General features: G+C 58.3%; 22 protein-coding genes. 5 read left to right on the plus strand and 17 right to left on the minus strand.

Features of this window, described 5'->3' with window-relative positions; genetic code table 11:
* Window positions 1-13: 13 nt before the first annotated feature.
* The 5 genes from LG300_RS11500 to fabV all read right to left on the minus strand — a co-directional run bounded on the left by LG300_RS11500 (window position 14) and on the right by fabV (window position 5,077).
* A complete protein-coding gene (locus tag LG300_RS11500; protein ID WP_404375451.1) occupies window positions 14-1,228 on the minus strand; it encodes an aspartate aminotransferase family protein in 1,215 nt (404 codons plus the stop codon).
* Window positions 1,229-1,328: 100 nt separating this feature from the next.
* On the minus strand, window positions 1,329-2,303 hold the full coding sequence (locus LG300_RS11505) for a GlxA family transcriptional regulator (RefSeq protein ID WP_404375452.1): 975 nt from the start codon (window positions 2,301-2,303) through the stop codon (window positions 1,329-1,331).
* 155 nt (window positions 2,304-2,458) lie between these two features.
* On the minus strand, window positions 2,459-3,319 hold the full coding sequence (locus tag LG300_RS11510) for a PRC-barrel domain-containing protein (protein WP_404375453.1): 861 nt from the start codon (window positions 3,317-3,319) through the stop codon (window positions 2,459-2,461).
* 267 nt (window positions 3,320-3,586) lie between these two features.
* The gene (locus LG300_RS11515; protein ID WP_404375454.1) at window positions 3,587-3,802 is read right to left on the minus strand and encodes a hypothetical protein; all 216 of its coding nucleotides are present in this window, start codon (window positions 3,800-3,802) and stop codon (window positions 3,587-3,589) included.
* Window positions 3,803-3,871: 69 nt separating this feature from the next.
* Window positions 3,872-5,077, minus strand: a complete 1,206-nt coding sequence (fabV, locus tag LG300_RS11520; RefSeq protein ID WP_404375455.1) for an enoyl-ACP reductase FabV — start codon at window positions 5,075-5,077, stop codon at window positions 3,872-3,874.
* Window positions 5,078-5,237: 160 nt separating this feature from the next.
* Here fabV and LG300_RS11525 point away from each other — a divergent pair, with 160 nt between their 5' ends.
* Window positions 5,238-5,621 (plus strand): hypothetical protein, encoded by a 384-nt coding sequence (locus LG300_RS11525; RefSeq protein WP_404375456.1) that lies wholly within the window; start codon window positions 5,238-5,240, stop codon window positions 5,619-5,621.
* 11 nt (window positions 5,622-5,632) lie between these two features.
* Here the strand turns inward: LG300_RS11525 and LG300_RS11530 are convergent, their stop codons facing one another.
* Window positions 5,633-6,118 (minus strand): glutathione peroxidase, encoded by a 486-nt coding sequence (locus LG300_RS11530; RefSeq protein WP_404375457.1) that lies wholly within the window; start codon window positions 6,116-6,118, stop codon window positions 5,633-5,635.
* A gap of 76 nt (window positions 6,119-6,194) precedes the next feature.
* Entirely contained in the window at window positions 6,195-6,812 is a 618-nt protein-coding gene (locus tag LG300_RS11535; protein ID WP_404375458.1) for a LysE family translocator, read from the minus strand.
* A gap of 233 nt (window positions 6,813-7,045) precedes the next feature.
* Between LG300_RS11535 and LG300_RS11540 the strand changes: the two genes are divergently transcribed.
* Window positions 7,046-7,777 carry a YebC/PmpR family DNA-binding transcriptional regulator gene (locus LG300_RS11540; protein ID WP_404375459.1) on the plus strand — a complete coding sequence of 244 codons (732 nt, stop codon included), beginning with the start codon at window positions 7,046-7,048 and terminating at the stop codon, window positions 7,775-7,777.
* 94 nt (window positions 7,778-7,871) lie between these two features.
* On the opposite strand, the gene LG300_RS11545 is transcribed toward LG300_RS11540, so the two are convergent.
* Together LG300_RS11545 and LG300_RS11550 are read right to left on the minus strand one after the other, a co-directional pair.
* On the minus strand, window positions 7,872-8,684 hold the full coding sequence (locus LG300_RS11545; protein WP_404375460.1) for a mechanosensitive ion channel family protein: 813 nt from the start codon (window positions 8,682-8,684) through the stop codon (window positions 7,872-7,874).
* A gap of 8 nt (window positions 8,685-8,692) precedes the next feature.
* On the minus strand, window positions 8,693-9,859 hold the full coding sequence (locus LG300_RS11550; protein WP_404375461.1) for a hypothetical protein: 1,167 nt from the start codon (window positions 9,857-9,859) through the stop codon (window positions 8,693-8,695).
* 138 nt (window positions 9,860-9,997) lie between these two features.
* On the opposite strand from LG300_RS11550, the gene LG300_RS11555 reads away from it, so the two are divergent.
* A complete protein-coding gene (locus tag LG300_RS11555; protein WP_083024823.1) occupies window positions 9,998-10,264 on the plus strand; it encodes a hypothetical protein in 267 nt (88 codons plus the stop codon).
* Window positions 10,265-10,331: 67 nt separating this feature from the next.
* Here the strand turns inward: LG300_RS11555 and LG300_RS11560 are convergent, their stop codons facing one another.
* From LG300_RS11560 to ybaK, 6 genes are all read right to left on the minus strand, one after another.
* Window positions 10,332-11,339, minus strand: a complete 1,008-nt coding sequence (locus LG300_RS11560; RefSeq protein ID WP_404375462.1) for an NAD(P)-dependent alcohol dehydrogenase — start codon at window positions 11,337-11,339, stop codon at window positions 10,332-10,334.
* Between the two features lie 45 nt (window positions 11,340-11,384).
* Complete coding sequence (locus tag LG300_RS11565) at window positions 11,385-13,277, minus strand: ABC transporter ATP-binding protein (RefSeq protein ID WP_404375463.1); 1,893 nt, start codon at window positions 13,275-13,277, stop codon at window positions 11,385-11,387.
* A 67-nt stretch (window positions 13,278-13,344) separates the two neighbouring features.
* Window positions 13,345-14,388, minus strand: a complete 1,044-nt coding sequence (locus LG300_RS11570) for an AbrB family transcriptional regulator (protein ID WP_404375464.1) — start codon at window positions 14,386-14,388, stop codon at window positions 13,345-13,347.
* Window positions 14,389-14,481: 93 nt separating this feature from the next.
* The gene (locus LG300_RS11575; RefSeq protein ID WP_404375465.1) at window positions 14,482-15,345 is read right to left on the minus strand and encodes a PA4780 family RIO1-like protein kinase; all 864 of its coding nucleotides are present in this window, start codon (window positions 15,343-15,345) and stop codon (window positions 14,482-14,484) included.
* Window positions 15,346-15,393: 48 nt separating this feature from the next.
* A complete protein-coding gene (gene dbpA / locus LG300_RS11580; protein ID WP_404375466.1) occupies window positions 15,394-16,791 on the minus strand; it encodes an ATP-dependent RNA helicase DbpA in 1,398 nt (465 codons plus the stop codon).
* Between the two features lie 112 nt (window positions 16,792-16,903).
* Window positions 16,904-17,371: a Cys-tRNA(Pro) deacylase gene (gene ybaK, locus LG300_RS11585; RefSeq protein WP_404375467.1), complete on the minus strand. Its 468-nt coding sequence runs from the start codon at window positions 17,369-17,371 to the stop codon at window positions 16,904-16,906.
* A 107-nt stretch (window positions 17,372-17,478) separates the two neighbouring features.
* Between ybaK and LG300_RS11590 the strand changes: the two genes are divergently transcribed.
* Complete coding sequence (locus LG300_RS11590) at window positions 17,479-17,667, plus strand: DUF3008 family protein (RefSeq protein ID WP_404375468.1); 189 nt, start codon at window positions 17,479-17,481, stop codon at window positions 17,665-17,667.
* Window positions 17,668-17,727: 60 nt separating this feature from the next.
* On the opposite strand, the gene LG300_RS11595 is transcribed toward LG300_RS11590, so the two are convergent.
* Both LG300_RS11595 and LG300_RS11600 read right to left on the minus strand, forming a co-directional pair.
* Window positions 17,728-17,997: a hypothetical protein gene (locus tag LG300_RS11595; protein WP_404375470.1), complete on the minus strand. Its 270-nt coding sequence runs from the start codon at window positions 17,995-17,997 to the stop codon at window positions 17,728-17,730.
* Between the two features lie 103 nt (window positions 17,998-18,100).
* Window positions 18,101-18,964, minus strand: a complete 864-nt coding sequence (locus LG300_RS11600; protein ID WP_404375471.1) for a cation diffusion facilitator family transporter — start codon at window positions 18,962-18,964, stop codon at window positions 18,101-18,103.
* A gap of 118 nt (window positions 18,965-19,082) precedes the next feature.
* Between LG300_RS11600 and LG300_RS11605 the strand changes: the two genes are divergently transcribed.
* Window positions 19,083-19,952: a LysR family transcriptional regulator gene (locus LG300_RS11605; protein ID WP_404375472.1), complete on the plus strand. Its 870-nt coding sequence runs from the start codon at window positions 19,083-19,085 to the stop codon at window positions 19,950-19,952.
* Window positions 19,953-20,030 lie beyond the last annotated feature (78 nt).

A 20,030-nucleotide genomic window follows, 5' to 3' on the forward strand; every position in this document is an offset into this window, starting at 1 on the left:
ACTTGCTGCCTGCTCATGCGCTGGCAACAAGTCGCTCAATGGCGCGCTCTAAGCGCGCCATGCCTTCGGTAATGTCTTCCTCGGGAATCACCAGCGAGGGGGCCATCCGCAGCACGTTGGGGCCGGCAATCAGCGCCATCACGCCCTCTTCAATCGCTAGCGGCAGAATATCCTTGGCGCGGCCTTCGAAGGCATCCGACATCTGGGCACCCATCAGCAGGCCCATGCCACGGATCTCTTTGAAGACGCCGTGCTTGCGGTTGATGGTTTCCAGGTGCTCGCGGAACAGGTCGTGGCGATGTTTAACACCTTGCAGCACCTCCGGCGTATCGATGAACTCAACCGCCGCCAGCGCTACCGCTGAGGCCAGCGCGTTGCCGCCGTAGGTAGAGCCGTGGGTACCGATGGCCAGCGATTTGGCGATGGCATCGGTGGTCAGCGTGGCACCAATCGGGAAGCCGCCGCCCAGGGATTTGGCGCTGGTGAGAATGTCTGGCGTGATACCAAAGTTCTTGTAGGCGTAGAGCTCGCCGCTGCGGCCAACGCCGGTTTGCACTTCATCGAAAATCAGCAGCGCGTTGTGCTCGTCACACAGATCGCGCAGGCCCTGCAGGAACTCTTGGGTCGCGGGGACGATGCCGCCCTCGCCCTGCATCGGCTCAACCATAATGGCGCATGTGTCGTCGCCCACGAGCTTGCGAACGCTCTCCAGGTCGTTGAAGTCGGCGTGGAGAATACCGCCCGGCACCGGGCCAAAGCCTTGGGAGTACTTGGGCTGGCCGCCTACGCTCACGGTAAAGAACGTGCGGCCATGGAACGACTGGTAGAACGAAATGATTTTGTCTTTATGCTCGCCGTGGTGGTCTACCGCCCAGCGGCGGGCCAGCTTCAGCGCGGCTTCATTGGCTTCACCGCCGGAGGAGCATAAAAAGACCTTATCGGCAAAGGTGCGCTCGGTAAGGGTTTTGGCCAGCTTGAGCGCCGGTTCGTTGGTGAATACGTTGGAGAGATGCCAAAGCTTTTCGCCCTGCTCTTTCAGCGCATTGACCAGCACCGGATGGCAGTGGCCCAGGGAGTTCACCGCGATACCGCCGGCGAAATCAATGTACTCACGCCCCTCTTGGTCCCACAAGCGGCTGCCTTCCCCACGTACCGGAATAATCTGCTGCGGCGCGTAGTTAGGCGTCATGTAGTGGTCGAAATCTTGACGGCTCGGGGTGTGGCTCATGGGACAGTACCTCCAGTGGAGTAAGCGATGGATTCAGTATACGGGGGGCGATGGACGCCCTGCTTTCAGTATTGGGACGGTAAATTATGAAAAGCTGCGCTCAACCCAGCCGCTCTTCCCGCGGGGTAATACCAAAGTGGTTACGGTAGGCGGTGGAAAAGTGCGCGCCGGAAGAGAACCCCGTCATCAGGGCGATATCCCCTACCGGACGGTCGCTCTCTCTTAGCTGCTTGCGGGCATCCTGCAGGCGCAAATCCAAATAGTAGCGGCTGGGCACCGCCTGCAGGTACTTCTTGAACAGGCGCTCCAACTGACGTCGAGAAATGCCTAGATGCTCGGCGAGTTCCAGCGTCGAAAGTGGCTCTTCGATATTGGCTTCCATGAGAGTCACCGCATCCACCAAGCTCTGGGGCGCGTGGCCCAAACGGTTACGCAGCGGTACGTGCTGGCGTTCATCGGCCAAGCGAATACGGTCGCAGACGAACTGTTCGGAGACCTGCTCGGCTAGGCGCGGGCCATGATGCTTGCCAATTAGCGTTAGCATCATGTCCATTGCAGCGGTGCCACCCGCGCAGGTGAGACGGTCACGATCAATTTCAAACAGCTGCTGGGAGAGCGTCACCTGGGGGTAGGCTTGGGCAAAGGCGTCAAAACGCTGCCAAGGCAGGGTGGCGCGGTAGCCTTCCAGCAGCCCGCTGCGGGCGAGCACCTCGGTGCCTCCAGCCAAACCGCCGATAGCAACGCCGCGCCCCTGGTGGCTACGCAGCCACTCATTGAGTTTAGGTGGCAGCGCGTAAGGCAGCGGCGTGGGCGCACACACCAGCAACAGATCCAGCGGACCAAGGGGCTCGGCCAGCGTGTGCTGTGCCAGCAGTGATAGCTGTGCGCCGCTGCGTACCGGCTCTTCATCCAGGCTGAGGGTCACGGTGTGGTACAGCATCTGGCCGCTTAGCTGGTTGGCCATTTGCAGCGGCTCGATGGCGCCGGCGTGGGCCAACAGCGAAAACCCCGGCAGCAGCACAAACGCCACCCGCCTGCGGTGGCTAGGGGGTGGCGTTAACGTACTGGAATGCATGTGAATTCGCTATGCTGCCTATTGCGCTGCATGAAAACCGCCGCTGGCTAACTGGGTCATTTGTATGACCAACATCTTACCCAATTGTGCCACTGAAGGCAGCGCCTGCTGTCGCTATCTCAAAAAAGACGTCGCAGGGCTATAGCGAGTGAGTGTTACCTGTTCTCTTCGGCGTCGGAGAGCGTGGTTTGGTTATCGATAATCTGGTAGTCGCTATCGCGGTATTCGTCGGCGGACGCTTCGATCTCTTCGCTACCGTAGTCGGTGTTGACGATCAAACGATCACCTTCGCGCTGCATCTCTTTCACGGGAAGCGCTACGTCACTGGCGCCGAATCCCCAGATGCCGCCGATCGAAACAATCGCAAACAGCTCGCCACTCTCTTGATGACGGGCGATGTGCTGGATTTCACCCACTTCATCCCCCTGCTGGTTAGCAACGGTCATGCCTTCCAGGTCCCGTGCGCGCTCTGCCATCAGCGAATTACCCTGATCGCTCTGCTGAACGTCTTCCTGCACAACCTGCTGGTTCTGCTGTTGCGCTGACGGCTGTTCTTGGTCACGCTCTTCGTCACCCCGGTTCACCTCTACGTCGGCGTTATCGGCCTGCTCGACCGTCACCTCCGGCTCGCCGCGCTGTTCAACGGTGACGTTTGGCTCCGCCTCTTCTACCGTCACTTCCGGCTCGGGCTGCTCAATGGTTACTTCGGGCTTAGGCTGCTCAATGGTGACATCGGGCTTGGACTGCTCGACCTTGATGTTGGGCGACTCCTGCTGAACCTGAACATCCGCAGGCGCTTGGTCAACCGTGACATCCATCGTCTCGTTGCCATTTTGGTTTTGGCTATCTTGGTTTTGACCATCTTGGCGCTGCTGTTCGGCCACTTCGTTCTGCCGCTGTTGCGACATATCCCGCGTGGTCGAGGCATCGGTTTGGTCATCGTTTTGTGCTAAAGCAACGCCTGACAAGCTAGCGCATACCGTACCAATGGCGACTACAAGTGCTGTCCGTTTCATACCCTCTCTCCTTTTGCTGAAGTGCACTTTTTCCTGAAGTACACTTTGCAAACTAGTTAACCACAGCGCTGAAACGCAATGTAAAATGGTAAGAAACAGCAACGTTGTACTTAGGTTAACGACTTTTTAGTAGGAGATAGGCGCAAAAGCTTACAAACATTAAATTGATCACTTGGCGTAGTCATCGCCCAGAATGCAAAACCAAAGGGCTTAAACGCACATCGCCGGGCCATAGGCCCGGCGATATATACCGCAAAAGCGCAAGATTTAGCCGCCGCTATTGCCCAGCCCCAGCATCACAATGCCAGCGACGATGATGCCCATAATCACGATGATTAACGGCAGCATTTTATGCAGCCCATTAGCGGACTTTTTCGCTTCTGGCTGTTGTTGGGGCTGCGAGGTCTCGAAATCTTCAGGTATGCGCTCGCTTAACACATGCTCTTTCTCTTCTTCCCGGGTTTTGCTCTCTCTGGTATCCATACAGCACCTCATCCTATCCGGTTAGATGATCAACAGCGCGGCGGCAAGCGTTACCCGTCGCGCGTTGCCCTATAGCGTTACGACATCAAACTCGACTTCCGGGTTCACATCGGCGTCGTAGTCCACATCGTTACGTTCGAAGCCAAACAGCTTCAAGAACTCATGCTTGTAACCAGCATAGTCGGTAATATCGAATAAGTTCTCGGTGGTGACTTCCGGCCACAGATCTTGGCAGGCTTTTTGAACGTCGTCGCGCAGCTCCCAGTCGTCCAGGCGCAGGCGGCCCTGATCGTCGGTAGCCATCTCGCCGGGCTGGCCAGAGTACAGACGCTCGCCGAACAGGCGGTTCAGCTGGTCGATGGTGCCTTCGTGGAGGCCCTGCTCTTTCATGATGCGGTAGACCATGGCGATATACAGCGGCATCACGGGAATCGCAGCGCTGGCCTGGGTAACGACGGATTTCAGCACGGCCACGTTGGCACCGCCGCCGCTCTCTTTCAGCTTGGCATCAATGGCTGCCGCCGCGCGGTCCAGGTCCTCTTTGGCTTTACCCAGGGCGCCGTGCCAGTAAATAGGCCAGGTAATTTCGGTGCCGATGTAGCTAAAGGCAACGCTGCGTGCGCCTTTGGCCAGCACGCCCGCGTCATCCAGCGCGCTCATCCACAGCTCCCAATCTTCGCCGCCCATCACGGTGATGGTGTCATCGATCTCTTGCTGGGTCGCTGGTTCTACTTCGGCTTCAATGATCGCGTCTTTATTGGTATCAATGGCCGTAGCGCGATAGGTCTCACCAATCGGCTTCAGGCTGGAGCGCTTGACTTCACCCGTATCCGGCAGCTTACGTACCGGCGAGGCCAGCGAGTAGACCACGAGGTCAATCTCACCCATGTCCTGCTTGATCAGCTCGATGGCTTTTTCCCGCGCTTCGTGGGAAAACGCATCGCCATTGATGGATTTACTGTACAGGCCTTCCTGCTTGGCAAATTTGTCGAACGCGGCGCTGTTGTACCAGCCAGCGGTGCCCGGCTTCTTCTCGGTGCCTGGCTTTTCAAAAAACACCCCCAGGGTGTCAGCGCCGTAACCAAAGGCGGCGGTGATACGTGCCGCTAGGCCGTAACCGCTAGAGGCACCGATCACCAGCACTTTTTTCGGGCCTTGGCTTTTATCCAAACCACGGGCGCGGGTCGCTTCGATCTGCTCGAGAACGTTCTGCTCGCAGCCTTTCGGGTGGGTGGTGGTACAGATAAAGCCACGCACTTTCGGTTTAATGATCACATTGGACCCCTTTGTCAGATGAGTATCGCGTCCGGCACGACGGTGCCGGGTTATCAATGGGGGTATTCTAGCGGTCTCGGCGCGCCCTGTCCGCTCTTGAGCTTATCCGCCATTCGCGGCAGGATAGCGGCCTGCCCACCACCAGCCGACGGGATCTTGAATGAATGCACAGCAGCTAGTCGATGAGCGAGGCGATGTGTGGCTAGCACTCGCCCCTCTCTGGCTTGATCGCGAACCCAGCGAGCGCGACTATGCCCGTATGATCGAGGTGATCGAACAGCACCAAATGTCGCTCAAGGAGTTGGAGTGGATGCTGCGCTTAGAGTTGGCGCCAGTGATGTCACGCCACCAGCTCTCCGTCGCCAGCGAGTGGCGCAAGTTCGATGACTACAAACTGATGAAGCAGCTGGTGAACCACAATCTGAAACTGAAAGGCTGGCGGCGCAAAAGCTGGGCGCTCTTTTCCGGTCTGACAACCATGATGGTTCGCCATCGCTGGAATGAGTTAATGCAACGCCTCATGGTCGCGCGTGGAGACGTTTAACGGCTGGCTGATCACTCTTTATCCAGAGCGGCCTCCAGGGCTAAGCGCAGCGTTAGCCCATGATCCTTGGGGCCAAAGCGGGCGATGACCTTGCCATCTCGGCCTACCAGAAACTTGGTGAAATTCCACTTTACAGCTTTGGTGCCCAAAATCCCTGGCGCCTCCCGCTTGAGCTGTACAAATAGCGGGTGGGCATCGGGGCCGTTGACCTTCACCTTCTCCAACAGCGGAAAACTCACCCCGAACTGCTGCTCGCCAAAGGCGCAAAACGCCTCAGCACTCTCAGGCGACTGACGGCCAAACTGGTTGCAGGGAAAACCCAACACCATAAAGCCGCGATCCCGATAGCGCTGATACAGCCCCTCAAGCTCTTTTAACTGAGGGGTAAAGCCGCACTGGCTGGCCACGTTCACCACCAGTAACACCTGTCCGCGCAGGGCGCGCAGGTTGAAAGGCTCACCTTGGTGGGTATAACAATCCTGCTCGTAAATCGTCATCGCCAGGCCTCTAAAATGCCTTTGCCAGCATACACCTTACCTTGCCACGGCAACGGTAGTGACACCAGCCCGGAGATTAAATGATGGGGCCCGCCACTACCCGAAGCGCCAGCGCAATCAGCAGCACGCCGGTAATGCGGTTAATCCAGTGGGCGTGGCGCTGCAGCCACGGCAGCACCCGGGAGTGAGAAAGCCCCACGGCTACCAGCACGTACCAACCACCATCAATAATAATAGCCGTGGCAACAATAATCGCCTTGGCAAGCAGGCTCATCTCTGGCGTTACAAACTGGCTTAATAGCGCCACAAAAAAGATGATTAGCTTCGGATTACCTAAAGCCACCAGCACCGCCTCTTTGGCTGCCTGGCGCGGCGTGGTGGTCACGGCGCCCGGCGCAAGCGAGCCACTACGGCCCGCCCGCAATGCTTTTATCCCCAGCCACGCCAAATAGGCAGCGCCACACCAGGTAATGACCTGAAAAAGCTCGGGAAAGCGTACCATCACAGCACCCAAGCCCAGCACGGTGAGCAGCGCGTAAAACCCCACGCCTAATGCATGAAAGATAGCAGCCGTCATCCCCGGTACGCGGCCACCTCCCAAGGTATGGCGCAGCACCAGCGCTAAGCTAGGCCCAGGCGACATGGCCCCCATCGCACAAATGGCAGCCAGCGAAAGCCAGAGTGTTAGCGGCATCTTCTCCTCCATGGATGGCATTGTTATGAGCAGGCCAGTATACGCCAAAGCCGGATTAATCGGAGGCCAATGATGGACAGGTTGGGCGCTGCTACCCTACCTAGCGCTGCTGAAACCTCCAAGGCGCTTAAATAACGCTGTTAGCATGGTACGCTGTTGGGTAAAATTTTCCCTTTTTTGAACACGATGACGCCTGCCATGCAGGCGATTCATGGCTAATAAAGGACTTCAATATGGGTAGGGCGTTTCAAAACCGTAAGGAATCCATGGCCAAAACGGCCGCTGCGAAAACCAAGGTTTACAGCAAGTATGGACGTGAAATTTACGTCTGTGCCAAAGCAGGCGGCACGGACCCCAACGGTAACCTCGCGCTGCGCGGTTTGATGGAGCGTGCCAAGAAAGACCAGGTGCCGTCCCACGTCATTGATAAAGCCTTGGATAAAGCCAGCGGCGCGGGTGGCGAAGACTTCTCCCCGGCGCGCTACGAGGGCTTTGGCCCCGGCAACGCCATGGTGATTGTCGACTGCCTCACCGACAACCCCAACCGCACCTTTGGCGATGTGCGCGGCTGCTTCACCAAAACCAAGAGCAAGATCGGCACGCCGGGCAGCGTAAGCCATATGTTCGACCACTGTGCAATTTTCTCCTTTAACGGCAGCGATGAAGAAGCGGTGCTGGAAGCGCTGATGGAAGCGGATGTGGACGTGACTGACATCGAGCAGGAAGAGGGGCGTATCACGGTGTTTGCGCCGCACACCGACTACGCCAAAGCCAAGCAGGCGCTGCTGGATGCCTTCGGCGAAATCGACTTTGAAGTCGACGAGATCCAGTTCCTGCCGCAAACCACCACGCCGATTGAAGGCGATGACGTAGCGATGTTTGAAAAACTGCTGGGCATGTTGAACGATCTGGACGACGTGCAGAACGTCTTCCACAGCGCCGAACTGCCGGAAGAGAACGCTTAAACGGCTATTCGCTTAACGCATCTTTCGGTACAAAGATCCACCCTTCGGCCGCTGGCATCTCTGCCAGCGGTCGGGTTGCTTTTATTCATCCAACTCATGCATCCAGTGCCGCATCCGGCGGCAGCAGCGCTGGTTGAATGCCAGCAGCACTAAGCACTGTTTTGCCGCGCACCGTTAAATCAGTGATAAACAGAAACTGCTGACGGGGGTCAACGGGGTAAGCCCGGATGCGGTAATGGGTGCCCCAGGGCTTCTCCTCGGCTACCACAATAATCGGTTGGTCAAACTTTAAGTACGCGCTGGTCAGCGCTACATCCCGCAGCGCCTTACGTACCCAACCGGCTTCATGCTCAGGGTGTAGGTAAAAACTCGCCACGCACTGTAGGCTGGTGCCGCCGTTGTTAGCGTTATAGATGGCGGTATCCCACAGCTTTAAATGCGGCACGGCAACCAGGTCATCGTCCGGCGTTTGGACTTCCACCGTACGCATCCCGACATGCTTCACTTCACCGTAAGTGCCATCAATTTTGACCCAGTCGCCGGGCCGGTACGGTAGCTCCACAGCAGATACCACCCCAGCAATCAGGCTGCTGACATAGTCTTTCAGGGCAAAGCCAATGGCTAAACCAACTGCCCCCAGCAGCGTGACCATATTGCGTAGTGAAGGCTCGATAACGATTGGCACAATAATGGCGAGCGCTGCTATTAAAATTAGCAGTCGCGTAAGCGGCACCAGGGCAAAAACTCGAAAGCGCAATTGGCCGTGCAGGCGGTTTGCGAGCCAGTTCAACCCACGTTGGCTGGCTACAATCAGCAGGATGGTGCTGGCCAGGATCACCCCAAGCGTTACCAGCGCTTGGCTATCTATATCGTTAAACAGTTTGGCGTATTGCCCTTGGTCATCCATGGGGGCTCCTAAAGCGGGTCAACCAGATAGTTGCGCGACTCAAGCAGCTGCCGCACGCTCGCATAGCTCATCGGTGCCACCTGCCAGCGCCCTTGCTTACAGCTGAGGATATTGCGCCGCGCCAGGGCAAACCGCGCATTGAGCGTTTCATGAGCGGAGAAGGGTAAAACATGCTCTAGCGCCTGGTCCTCCAGCCCGCCGTGAATCAGCAGGGTATGCAGCAGTAGCGTGGCCAAGTCACCGGTATCTGCCGGCAGCTCGGCATCAGCCAGGGCATCGAGTAGCCACAGCTCTTGCGCGCCGCTGCGCGTCTCTTCAGCATCGTTCGTAGAGTTCTCTTCCGCAGGCTCGCGCAGCCGCTCGCGCCAGTAGTGCCAGGCAATCCCCAGGTGCCCACGGCAGTGTGCCGCTAGGCGCTGTAGCTCTTTGTAAACTACTTTTTGGTCACTGTCGCTGGTGAGAATCGACTTCCCCGTGCGCGTGCTGTACACCGTCGGGCACCCCCCCGCTGCTTGGGAAAAGTAGTGGGCCAGCTGTTCGCCTTCGAGCCCTTGGAGGGTCAATACAGGCACGCCTTCTAGCCCCACCGCGTGCTGTAAGTAAGCGTAGGTCCAGCTATCGCACCCTATCACGCTCTGCCCTAAACGGCCGCCCAGGGCGCGCTCAAGCAACTCGCGTACGCCTTGCAAGCCGTTGGTATGGCGCAAAAAGTGACGTTCCAGAGCAGGAATAGCCCAGCGCTTTGCCTGAGCGGCGTTTTCAACCCAGGACAGGCTGCCATCCACCAGCTCTTTCAGCGTGGGCACAGCAAGGCAGTGCACCTCCTGCTGCGCGGCCCAGTGGCTCACCACAGCATTGTGCCCACCGTGGGGCGGTGAAATAAACAGCACAACTGGCGCTTCCCGGTATGCCTTTAGCGCCTGTTCAAGACCGCTGGCAGCCGGCGTCCAGTCAATGGGCGGCGCCACATGGGCCAAGGTTACTTCAGGCAGTGCGCGCAGCTCGCTCTCCCGCTTTGCTTGGCGCTCGGAAGCTTCTTTGCCTATCATCCAGGTAGTGGCTGCCCGCCAGCTACGCCGCCACTGGCTGGCCTGGGTATGCTCTGGGGTTTGAAAGGTGTCTAGTGCCACCACGTTCCATGGCGATAAAGCCGCGGGGGTTGAGCCTTGCGCCATCTTCCGCCTCGTTTTAGTCAACTAGATTAAGGTTAGCATGCCTTATGCCATCCCCCCGGGGCTAGCCGAACTTATCGACTACAATAAAGTCGCTATACCCAAGCAACTCACCTTTTGAGTGATGCACAGGAGGCAACGATGAGCGTGGTTAACGTCACCATGGCCGAACTACACGAGAAGCTTGCAAAGTGCATTGCTGGCGAGCGGGTGCTCGTTGATCAGGAAGGCAATCGTTTCAGCGGACGGATTCAGCACGTTGGGGTGATGGGGGTGAAGGTGATTCCCGAAACCGTGATTAAAAACAGCACCGGCGACCCTGGCGATATGGACGGTGTGACCGTGCCTTATGACGACATCTGGGAGCTTGAAGTCAAAGGTGTGGTATTTAGTCGGCTAGGAGAATAGTCACTATGAACTTTCGCTGCACGCCTGCCTAATTAGCAGGCGCGCATTGGAGCATTAGCGCTTTTGATCAGAACGTTAGGCAAATTTTACCAAAGTGCTTGCCCGACTCTTGATAGCGGAACGCCTCAGCAATCTCGCTAAGCGGGAATTCACGATCGATGACCGGTTTTAGGTTCGCCGCTTCGATCGCGTTGATCATCTCGATTTGATGGCGGCGGCTACCGACAATCAGCCCCTGCAGTTTGGCCTGCTTCGCCATTAGCTTAGCCGTCGGGATCTCACCTTCACGCCCGGTGAGCACACCAATCAGCGAGATATGCCCGCCAATTTTCACCGCGTCGATGGATTGTGGCAATGTGCCTGGGCCGCCCACTTCCACAACGTGATCCACGCCTTCGCCGTTGGTAAGCGCTTTGACAGCTTTCCCCCACTCTGGCGTTTCGCGGTAGTTGATGGTGTGTTCAGCACCTAGCTCGCGCAAACGCGCCAACTTCTCATTGGAAGACGACGTTGCGATCACGCGAGCGCCCATCATCTTGGCAAACTGTAGCGCGAAGATAGATACCCCGCCGGTACCCAGTACCAGTACGGTATCCCCCGCTTTTAGTCCGCCATCGACCACTAACGCGCGCCAAGCGGTCAAGCCAGCGGTGGTCAGCGTGGCGGATTCCGCATGGCTGTAGCCTTGCGGCTGGCGAGTAAACCACGTGGCCGGGCGAATCACCTGCTCGCGGGCATAGCCATCGACGCCATCGCCGGGGGTGGTGGTGAAGTCGCCCACCCGCGCCGGGCCTTCCAGCCAGTAGGGGAAAAAGGTCGAGACGACCGCGTCGCCCACGGCAAACTCTTCCACGCCTTCACCAACGGCTTCCACCACGCCCGCGCCATCCGACATCGGGATGCGCTTGTCGTCGGTGGGAATCATCCCCGCCACCACGGCGTAGTCGTGAAAGTTTAGCGAGCTGGCGTGCAGACGCACTTTGATCTCGCCGGGGCCTGGCTCCCCTGGGGCTGCCAAGTCAACGATGTTCAATTTATCTAAACCGCCGGGTTGTTGAAGCTGGATAGCTTGCATCAGTACCTCCTGTTAAAGCGCCCTTACTAGGCGACCGGTCTAGTCTCAAATGGGGGCGTTGTTATCAGGATCAAGGTCGTTACCCAAAAAGCCTCCCGACTGGCGCTGCCACAGGCCTGCATAAATGCCGTTTCGGGCCAGCAATTCCTGGTGGGTGCCGCTCTCTACCATGCGCCCTTCATCCACCACAATCAAACGGTCCAGCATGGCGATGGTGGAGAGCCGGTGGGCAATGGCGATGACCGTTTTGCCCTCCATCAAGGCATCCAACTGCTCCTGAATCGCCGCTTCGACTTCGGAATCCAGCGCTGAGGTGGCTTCATCCAGCACCAGAATGGGGGCATCTTTGAGCAGCACGCGGGCAATGGCAATGCGCTGGCGCTGGCCGCCAGATAGCTTCACGCCCCGCTCCCCTACGTGAGCATCCAGGCCGCGACGCCCTTTGGGGTCGACCAAGTCATTGATGAAAGTGTCAGCATGGGCGCGGCACACCGCTTGCCAGACATCCTCATCGCTGGCGTTCGGGCTGCCGTAGCGGATGTTGTCCCGCAGCGAACGGTGCAGCAGCGAGGTGTCTTGGGTCACCATACCAATCTGGTGGCGCAGCGAGGTCTGGGTAACCTCGGCGATGTTTTGGCCGTCGATCAGAATGCGCCCGCCCTGCAGGTCGTAAAAGCGCAGCAGCAGGTTCGCCAAGGTTGATTTACCCGCCCCGGAGCGGCCAATCAGGCCGATTTTCTCGCCGGGCTTGATGGTCAGGCTCAGCCCATCGAACACGTTTTTGCTCTCCCCTTTTGCCTGGGCATACTGGAAGCGCAGCGTATCGAAGACGATCTCGCCGTGGGGCACGGTGAGCGCTTTAGCGTTGGGCACGTCTTTCACCGTCGGCTCCTGGGCGATGGTGTTCATGCCATCCTGCACCGTGCCGATGTTTTCGAACAGCCCAGCCACTTCCCACAAGATCCAGTCGGACATAAAGCGGATCCGCATCACCAACGCAATGGCGATAGCCAGCACACCCAGGGAGATCGCCTCCATATACCACGCCGCAATCGCCATACCTGCCGTGCCGACCAGCAGCAGGGTGTTGAGCAGCGTCAAGCAGACGCTCATCACCGTGACCAGGCGCATCTGGCGATGCACGGTGACCATGAAGCCCTCCATGGCGTCTTTGGCGTAACGCTCTTCGCGGTGGGTGTCGGCAAACAGCTTGATGGTTTGGATATTGCTGTAGCTATCCACCACGCGGCCGGTCATTTGCGCGCGCGCATCCGCCTGGGCCATGGAGACATCCCGCAGGCGCGGCACGAAAAAGCGCATGATGCCCAAATAGCCGATCAGCCAAAGCCCTAGCGGCAGCAGCAGCCAAGGATCAGCGCGGCCCAACAAAATGGCCGCCCCGGTAAAATAGACGATGGCGTACACCATCAGGTCCATCACTTTCGTGACGGTTTCACGCACCGCCAGCGCGGTTTGCATCACTTTTTGCGATACCCGCCCGGCAAACTCATCCTGATAGAACGCTAGGCTCTGGCTGAGCATATGGCGGTGGGAGAGCCAGCGGCCAATCATCGGGTAGTTGCCAAAAATGCTCTGGTGAGTGACCAGCGACTGCAGCAGCACCAGTAGCGGCAGGCCCACTACCACTAACAAACCAAGGCCCGCCAACCACAGCCCGTGGTTGGCCCAGAAGTCGGTACGCTCGACGCCGCCCAGCCAATCCACCAAATCGCCCATGTAGCTAAAGAACACCACCTCTGCGGCGGATACCACCGCCGTAATCAGCGACATCACTAGCAGCCACGGCCACACCGGGCGGGAAAAGTGCCAGATAAACGGCAACAGCCCTTTGGGCGGTGTAGTGACCTCGCCCTCTGGATAGGGGTTGACGCGCTCCTCAAAAAAACGGAACAGCGGCGAGAGCAGACGTGACAGCATGAAAAGTCCTTACATGACGCGATAAAAGGAAGTACAGCGTAGGAACGTTAGCGTAATGATCGCGACGTCAGCCGTCAGGATGATGACGCATTAGCCAGCGGGCCCAGAAGGGAGCGACAATCATCAGGGTGACCATCCGCAATAAGTGGTGAAAAGCCACAAACACTGGGTCAATGTTGAGCGCGACGGCGAGAATCGCCATTTCACCAATGCCACCAGGGGCCAGCGCCAAGAGCGCCACATCGCGCCCGACGCCAACGGTTTGGTGGATAAGCTCGGCAAACAGCGCCAGCACCACCAGCGCTAGCAGCGTTGCCACGCCCGATTGCCACAGATAGCGCCCCAACAACCGCCGTGTCATGCCTTGAAAACGCGAGCCAATGGCACTGCCCAGCACCCAGAGCATCAGGTTCATACCCCAGCTTGGCAAGGCGAGGCTAGCAATATCCAGCCCGGAGAGTAGCGCGGTGGCTAACAAGGGAGCGAGCAGCGCGGGGCTTGGCAGGCGCAGCCATTTCCCCAGCGGCAGCAACAGCGGAATAGCAAGCAGCAGCCAGCCATCGGTTAATGCGGCATCCGCCGGCCCCAAGGTACCTTCACCGCCTTCAAAGGCCCAAAATAGCGGCGGCAGGAATAGAACAACCAGCACAATACGCAGCGACTGGGCAATCGCAATCCGTTGGGGGTCGCCGCCACACCGGTCACCCAGCATAATCATGGCGGTCATTGCCCCTGGGGAGGCACCAAACCAGGCGCTTACGGGGTCGAAGCCACAACGGCGGTACCAGGCAGACGCCACGGCAGTGGACGCCGCCACACCCGTTAGCAACAGTACGGCCGAGATTGGCCAATCCAATACGCGGTGGGCAAGCTCAGGAGTGACTTGGCTACCCAGCACCATGCCCATCACCGCTAAAAACACGCTACGCAGCGACTCAGGCACCGCGACTTTCACGCCCTTAGCCGAGACCAACAGGTTAGCGACCAGAGGGCCAAGCATCCAGGCCAGCGGCAGCCCGGTAATGTGAAACAGCGCACCGCCTGCAGCGCCAACACTCAGCGATAAAACAAGCGCCTTTGCACTCCCCGAACTGAAACGGCTGCCCTTCACACTCCCCTCCCACGGTCTCTCTGGCTATACGATATGGCAGAGTCTTTTCATATAATTACTTACTCTGCTAAGCGTTGCCTGAGTTTACCACTGCTAGGGGTAATCCTCGTCGTCATCATCGCGCATTCGCGCCTGGCGCTCGGCCTCTTCTTCTTTGGCGTCGTCGATCACTTCCATCAGCTCGTCCACGTTGGCAATGTGGCTATCGAACTCGAAGTGGCCAGTGAGTTTGCTATCGGGATGCAGCTCCCCCGCTTCATACAGCGCCCACATCTCTTTGCCGTAGTGGGTGGTGAGCAGTTCGGGAGCGAAGCGGCCGAAATAGGCACGCATGTTGTTCACATCCCGCTCCAGCATGGCGGCGGCGCTGTTATTGCCAGCGGCGTCCACCGCCTGGGGTAAATCGATAATGACTGGCCCATCAGCATCGACCAAGACGTTAAACTCGGAGAGGTCGCCGTGAATCAGCCCGGCACAGAGCATACGCACCACGTCTTGAATCACTTTGGCGTGATAGCGTAGTGCTTGCTCTTCAGTCAGGGTGACATCGCCCAAACGCGGTGCTACGTCGCCCTCGGCATCGGTAATCATCTCCATCAGCAGCACGCCGTCCACAAAGCCGTAGGGCTTGGGTACGCGCACACCGGCTGAGGCGAGGCGGTACAGCGCATCCACCTCGGCGGTGAGCCACGCCTGCTCCTGCTCTTTCTGGCCATAGCGGGTCTTCTTCGCCATGGCACGGGCGCGGCGGCTGTTGCGCTCTTTGCGCCCCTCCTGGTACTGCACCGCCTGCTTAAAGCTACGCTGTTTGGCTTCTTTGAAGACTTTGGCGCAGCGCGTGTCGTCGCCGCAGCGCACCACATACACCTGCGCTTCCTTGCCGCTCATCAACTGCATCAGCACCTCATCGACCAGGCCATCATCGACCAAGGGCTGTAATCGTTTGGGTGTTTTCATAGCTTGATGCGAAGGCTCCTTCTGATAACGACCGTTTCATGGGGATCGTTAATGGCGAATGCGTCGCACGCGGAAAGCGCGCCCTTTGAGTTTATCCCGCTCCAGCTTGGCCTGGGCTTTCTGGACAACGCTGCGCTCTACCGCGACGTAAGCGCTACGGGCCAGCACTTTGATTTTGCCCACCTGATCCCCGCGCAGGCCGCCTTCGCTGGTCAACGCGCCCAGAATATCGCCAGGGCGTAGTTTATCCTTCTTACCGCCCGCCAACTGTAGCGTGGCCATGGGCGGCTCGAACGGTATGCCGTTGGCCGCTTTCGGCAGCGGCTCAGTAGTGAGCGGCTCGCCTAATAGCTCAGAGAGACGTTCAAGCCGGTAATTTTCTTGCGGTGTTACCAGCGTGCAGGCAATACCGCTGGCCCCGGCACGCCCCGTGCGCCCTACCCGATGGACGTGCACGTCAAGCTCACGGGCGATTTGGTAGTTGAAGACGGCATCCAGTTGGGCAATGTCCAGCCCACGGGCGGCAACATCGGTCGCGACCAAAATCGACGCGCTCTGGTTGGCAAACAGCACCAGCAGCCGGTCGCGGTCTTTCTGCTCTAAATCGCCGTGCAGGGCGACAGCGCTAAAGCCAGCATCGACCAAGCTATCGGCCACGGCCTGAGTTTCCCGCTTGGTGTTACAGAACACCACGCTGGTGGTAGGCCGCATTGCCAGCAACAGCTGCTTTAGCGCAGCAAAGCGGGCGTCGTCGTTGGTCACATCGTAAAAGTGTTGCTCAATGGTCGTCGCGTCGTGGGTCTCTTCAACTTTAACGCTGACCGGATCGCGCATTACGCCACGTGTCATCACTGCCAACCCACCTGAGGCTTCCTCATCAGGAAAGGTGGCGCTGAACAGTAAGGTTTGTCGGTCGGCAGGAGTGTCGGCAATGATATCGTCAATGGTGGCCTGAAAGCCCATATCCAGCATGCGGTCAGCTTCATCCAACACTAGCGTGGTGAGCGAGCCGAGCGTGAGCGAGCCTTTCCGCAGATGTTCATCAATCCGGCCCGGTGTGCCCACCACAATATGCGCGCCGTGCTCCAGCGATGCGAGCTGCGGGCCAAAAGGCGCGCCGCCGCAGAGCGTGAGTACTTTAACGTTGGGCATACCACGGGCTAAACGGCGCAGCTCTTCCGCCACTTGATCCGCCAGTTCGCGGGTAGGGCACAGCACCAAGCCCTGTACGCTAAATGCCTCAACCCGTAGTTGGGAGAGTAGCGCCAAGCCAAAGGCGGCGGTTTTGCCCGACCCTGTTTTGGCCTGGGCCATGACATCGCGCCCCGCCAGCATGGGCGGCAGGCTTTGTGCCTGAACAGGCGTCATTTCGTGATAGCCAAGGGAGTCTAGCGTGCCCAGCAGCGCGGGAGAGAGCGCAAGGGATGCAAAAGAGGTATCTGACACAAAAAATTCCTGAAGGGGGCGTAGTGCCCAACGATCCGATAATGTGAAGCACCATACCAGAAAGTGCCACCCCCTGCCTTGTCGCTCGCGGGCTTACTCTGCCAAACACGGTTTACGAGGAGAGCGCCGCAAACTGCCCTTGGCTTAATGCCGCTAAATCATCAGGAGAGAGTTCGATTTCCAGCCCGCGCCGTCCGGCGCTTACGTAGAGGGTAGACCACGCCTGTGCCGAGGCATCGATAAAGGTAGGCAGGCGCTTTTTCTGGCCCAGCGGGCTAACGCCACCCAGTACATAGCCGGTAGTGCGCTCGACAATGTCCGGCGCGGCCATCACCGCCTTTTTCGCCCCGGCCGCTTTGGCGATCTGCTTTAGCCCAAGCTGGCTGTTCACCGGTACGATCCCCACGGCCAGCTGCTTGCCATCCAGGCTTACCACCAAGGTTTTGAAGACTTGCTCGGCCGTGACGCCGAGTTTTTCAGCCGCTTCCAGCCCGTAGGAGGGAGCGGCAGCATCGTGCTGATACTCATGGATTTGAAATGCAATACCTGCGTGCCTTGCGTTGTTAATCGCCGGTGTCATGGAGCTCTCTTAAGTTAAACGCGTCCGCCAGTCTGGAAACATCACTACCCACTGCTAGGCTTAATAACGTGTGCAAGTAACGGAAGTCAACTGACAGGAGTCGCAAAATGAAAGCCACCTCGAAAGCGCAGCAGAAAGCCGCCGGGGCCGCCCTTTCGGCCAAGCGCGGCGAGACCAAGGCCAGCGAACTTTACGACGCCTCCAAAGAGATGTACGACTCAATGAGCGAAGAGGAGCTGGAAGAAATGGCGGGCACCCAGCGTAAGGGCAAACCGCAAAAGAAAGAGGAAGATTGATCACAGTTGCGCCAGCGAATCACGCTGGCGCAGCGAACGTTTGCCGGTTGGGCGGGCCTGCTACTGGCAAGGCACCACGCGGCGCAGCGTATCCTTCGCCCACAGCGTTTGGCCGTCTGGCGTGCGGCCATGTTCATTCCAGCGCTCGGTGGTTTCTAAGCAGAACGAACCGGCATTTTCGGTACGCGGGTCGGCATTGGCGGGGCGCTCTCCGCCGATCCGCATGACGTCAGGATTTTCAGTGGTGTAGCGTGGGGCAATGGTAGAACTAGCGCAGCCAGCCACCAAAGCGGTGACCAGCAACACGGGCAAACAGCGGCGCAGTGGCATGTTTTTGCAACCCTCAACAAAGCAGTGTTAAGCCGACACCCATTGTCGGTAGCGCTAAATACCACCCTGCCCACAACAGCGTCAATAATTTTTAATCCGGCCGTTAAGTGACCAGCGTAATACTGGTGACCGGGCGCAGATTACGCAGCTTGCAGTGCTGCTCAACGCTTTCGACGATCTCTTCGGCGTCGTCAATCTGCTGTTTATCCAGCTGAATATCGACCATCAAAAAGCTACCCACCTGGGCAAGGCGCACATCGTCGTCAGCGATATCGAAATCCGCCACTTCCTGTACCACCTCCTGGCGGACGCTGCCCACGGGTTCACCAAACATCAGCTCGCGCAGCGCCCCTTTCACCATGCGAATTGGCATGGGCAGGAAGTAACCAGCGATGATCAGTACCATCACCGGGTCAGCAAAACGCGCCAGGTGCGCCCAGGGCGATAGGGTTAGCCCCAGGGTGAGGGCAAAGCCCAGCATCACGGCGGCACTGAGCCAGGTATCCATCTGCCACTGGCGAAGCTCTGCCGCCAGCAGCGACGACTGCGCTATTTTGGCGTAGCGACTTAGCCACCACCAAGTGAGCAAACAGCCGGTCACGTTGACCACGCCGAACATCAGCGCCAGGTCCAGGGTAACGACGCGCCCTCCCTGGGCAAGGCTCCATAGCGCCGAGACCAGCGAAAACAGACACACCAGCGCAATCACTACGCCTTTGAGCAGCACGGCTAGCGGCTCGACCGTTAGCCGCCCAAAGGGGTAGTGATCATCCGCGGGTTTGCGGGCCTGTTGAAGTGCAAACAGCGACAGCGATGCCAGCACTAAACTTAATAGCGAATAGCCACTATCGAAGAGTATTGTAATCGAGCCACTGGCAAGGCCTAAGGCAAGCCCGGTAAAGGCAAATAGGCTGGCGGAAATGGCGGAAAATCTAAGCGCACGGCGCTCGGCGACAAAGGGGGTCACGCGGATTGCTCCAATAGAGGATGGTAAACGCAGGCCATCATAATGAGTACACTAGCGCTTCACCAATCGCTCAGCGCCAACTATTTTGGCACTTAGGTACGTTGATCAAGAGGCTTGCATGCGCGCAGAACAGGTACAGGCGTTTATTGATGTCACAGAGCACGGTTCGTTTGCCGCCGCCGCCCGGCATACCGGAATAAAGCGCAGTACGCTAAGCGCCGCGGTGAATGCCCTGGAGGATAGCCTGGGCGTCGCGCTATTCGAGCGCACGGGCAATAGCCTGCAGCTCACGGCGGTGGGTGAAAGCGTGCTGCCCGACTGCTACCGCCTGCTTACTAGCGCCAGCCGCATCAATAAACACTGCCAGCAGCACCTGCAGGGCGTGGAGAGCCAGCTCTGCATCGCCCGGGATGACGCTCTGCCCGAGGCGTTCTGGCGCCAGGTGATGCACGATTTAAAACAGCGTTACCCGCTGACCGCTATTTCGGTGTACCTACTGCCGCCCCAAGAGCATGCCCAGTTTGTACTGCGCCAAACGGTGGATATTGCTTTCGGGTTGTACACCGCCGAAGGGGCCGCGGTAAACGCCAGCAATCTCGCTCCTGTCAGCATGTGCCTGGTAGCCGCACCCGACCACCCGCTTAGCCGCCTGCCCAATGTCACTAAGGATGATTTGGCTCAATACACCCAGGTATGCCTAACCTTCGACCAGGGCGACAGGCTGGTGAGCGAGGCGCTGTTCTCGACCAACTACCTGGGCCTGACCATGTTTGAAGTGATTCGCGATGCGGTGATTAACGGCACCGGCTGGGCACTGCTGCCCTACCCGTTGGTCAAAGACGCACTAACCACTCAAACCCTGTGTGCTTTGAACCACGACCTGCTGCTGGAAAGCCACTACTACCGCTATGTTGAAGGAGAAAGCCTGGGAGTGGTCGCCACGGCACTGCTAACGAACGTTACGCGCTTTTTAGGGACGACCCGCTAATAGGCCTGCATTCCATAGCAACGTTGAAATTAAGGAGTGGCGAAAATCACAAATGCATTCCACGCTATTAGAAATCGC

Source organism: Vreelandella aquamarina (assembly GCF_044805175.1).
GTDB lineage: Bacteria > Pseudomonadota > Gammaproteobacteria > Pseudomonadales > Halomonadaceae > Vreelandella > Vreelandella aquamarina_B.

What these genes read in the sequence shown, in the direction of transcription:
- LG300_RS11500 (WP_404375451.1), bottom strand. Translation starts at nt 1,228, where the DNA reads ATGAGCCACACCCCGAGCCGTCAAGATTTCGACCACTACATGACGCCT.
- LG300_RS11530 (WP_404375457.1), bottom strand. Translation starts at nt 6,118, where the DNA reads ATGACGATTTACGAGCAGGATTGTTATACCCACCAAGGTGAGCCTTTC.
- LG300_RS11590 (WP_404375468.1), top strand. Translation starts at nt 17,479, where the DNA reads ATGAAAGCCACCTCGAAAGCGCAGCAGAAAGCCGCCGGGGCCGCCCTT.
- LG300_RS11535 (WP_404375458.1), bottom strand. Translation starts at nt 6,812, where the DNA reads ATGCCGCTAACACTCTGGCTTTCGCTGGCTGCCATTTGTGCGATGGGG.
- LG300_RS11595 (WP_404375470.1), bottom strand. Translation starts at nt 17,997, where the DNA reads ATGCCACTGCGCCGCTGTTTGCCCGTGTTGCTGGTCACCGCTTTGGTG.
- LG300_RS11505 (WP_404375452.1), bottom strand. Translation starts at nt 2,303, where the DNA reads ATGCATTCCAGTACGTTAACGCCACCCCCTAGCCACCGCAGGCGGGTG.
- LG300_RS11545 (WP_404375460.1), bottom strand. Translation starts at nt 8,684, where the DNA reads ATGGATGACCAAGGGCAATACGCCAAACTGTTTAACGATATAGATAGC.
- LG300_RS11560 (WP_404375462.1), bottom strand. Translation starts at nt 11,339, where the DNA reads ATGCAAGCTATCCAGCTTCAACAACCCGGCGGTTTAGATAAATTGAAC.
- LG300_RS11515 (WP_404375454.1), bottom strand. Translation starts at nt 3,802, where the DNA reads ATGGATACCAGAGAGAGCAAAACCCGGGAAGAAGAGAAAGAGCATGTG.
- ybaK (WP_404375467.1), bottom strand. Translation starts at nt 17,371, where the DNA reads ATGACACCGGCGATTAACAACGCAAGGCACGCAGGTATTGCATTTCAA.
- LG300_RS11575 (WP_404375465.1), bottom strand. Translation starts at nt 15,345, where the DNA reads ATGAAAACACCCAAACGATTACAGCCCTTGGTCGATGATGGCCTGGTC.
- LG300_RS11525 (WP_404375456.1), top strand. Translation starts at nt 5,238, where the DNA reads ATGAATGCACAGCAGCTAGTCGATGAGCGAGGCGATGTGTGGCTAGCA.
- LG300_RS11550 (WP_404375461.1), bottom strand. Translation starts at nt 9,859, where the DNA reads ATGGCGCAAGGCTCAACCCCCGCGGCTTTATCGCCATGGAACGTGGTG.
- LG300_RS11555 (WP_083024823.1), top strand. Translation starts at nt 9,998, where the DNA reads ATGAGCGTGGTTAACGTCACCATGGCCGAACTACACGAGAAGCTTGCA.
- LG300_RS11510 (WP_404375453.1), bottom strand. Translation starts at nt 3,319, where the DNA reads ATGAAACGGACAGCACTTGTAGTCGCCATTGGTACGGTATGCGCTAGC.
- LG300_RS11605 (WP_404375472.1), top strand. Translation starts at nt 19,083, where the DNA reads ATGCGCGCAGAACAGGTACAGGCGTTTATTGATGTCACAGAGCACGGT.
- LG300_RS11540 (WP_404375459.1), top strand. Translation starts at nt 7,046, where the DNA reads ATGGGTAGGGCGTTTCAAAACCGTAAGGAATCCATGGCCAAAACGGCC.
- LG300_RS11565 (WP_404375463.1), bottom strand. Translation starts at nt 13,277, where the DNA reads ATGCTGTCACGTCTGCTCTCGCCGCTGTTCCGTTTTTTTGAGGAGCGC.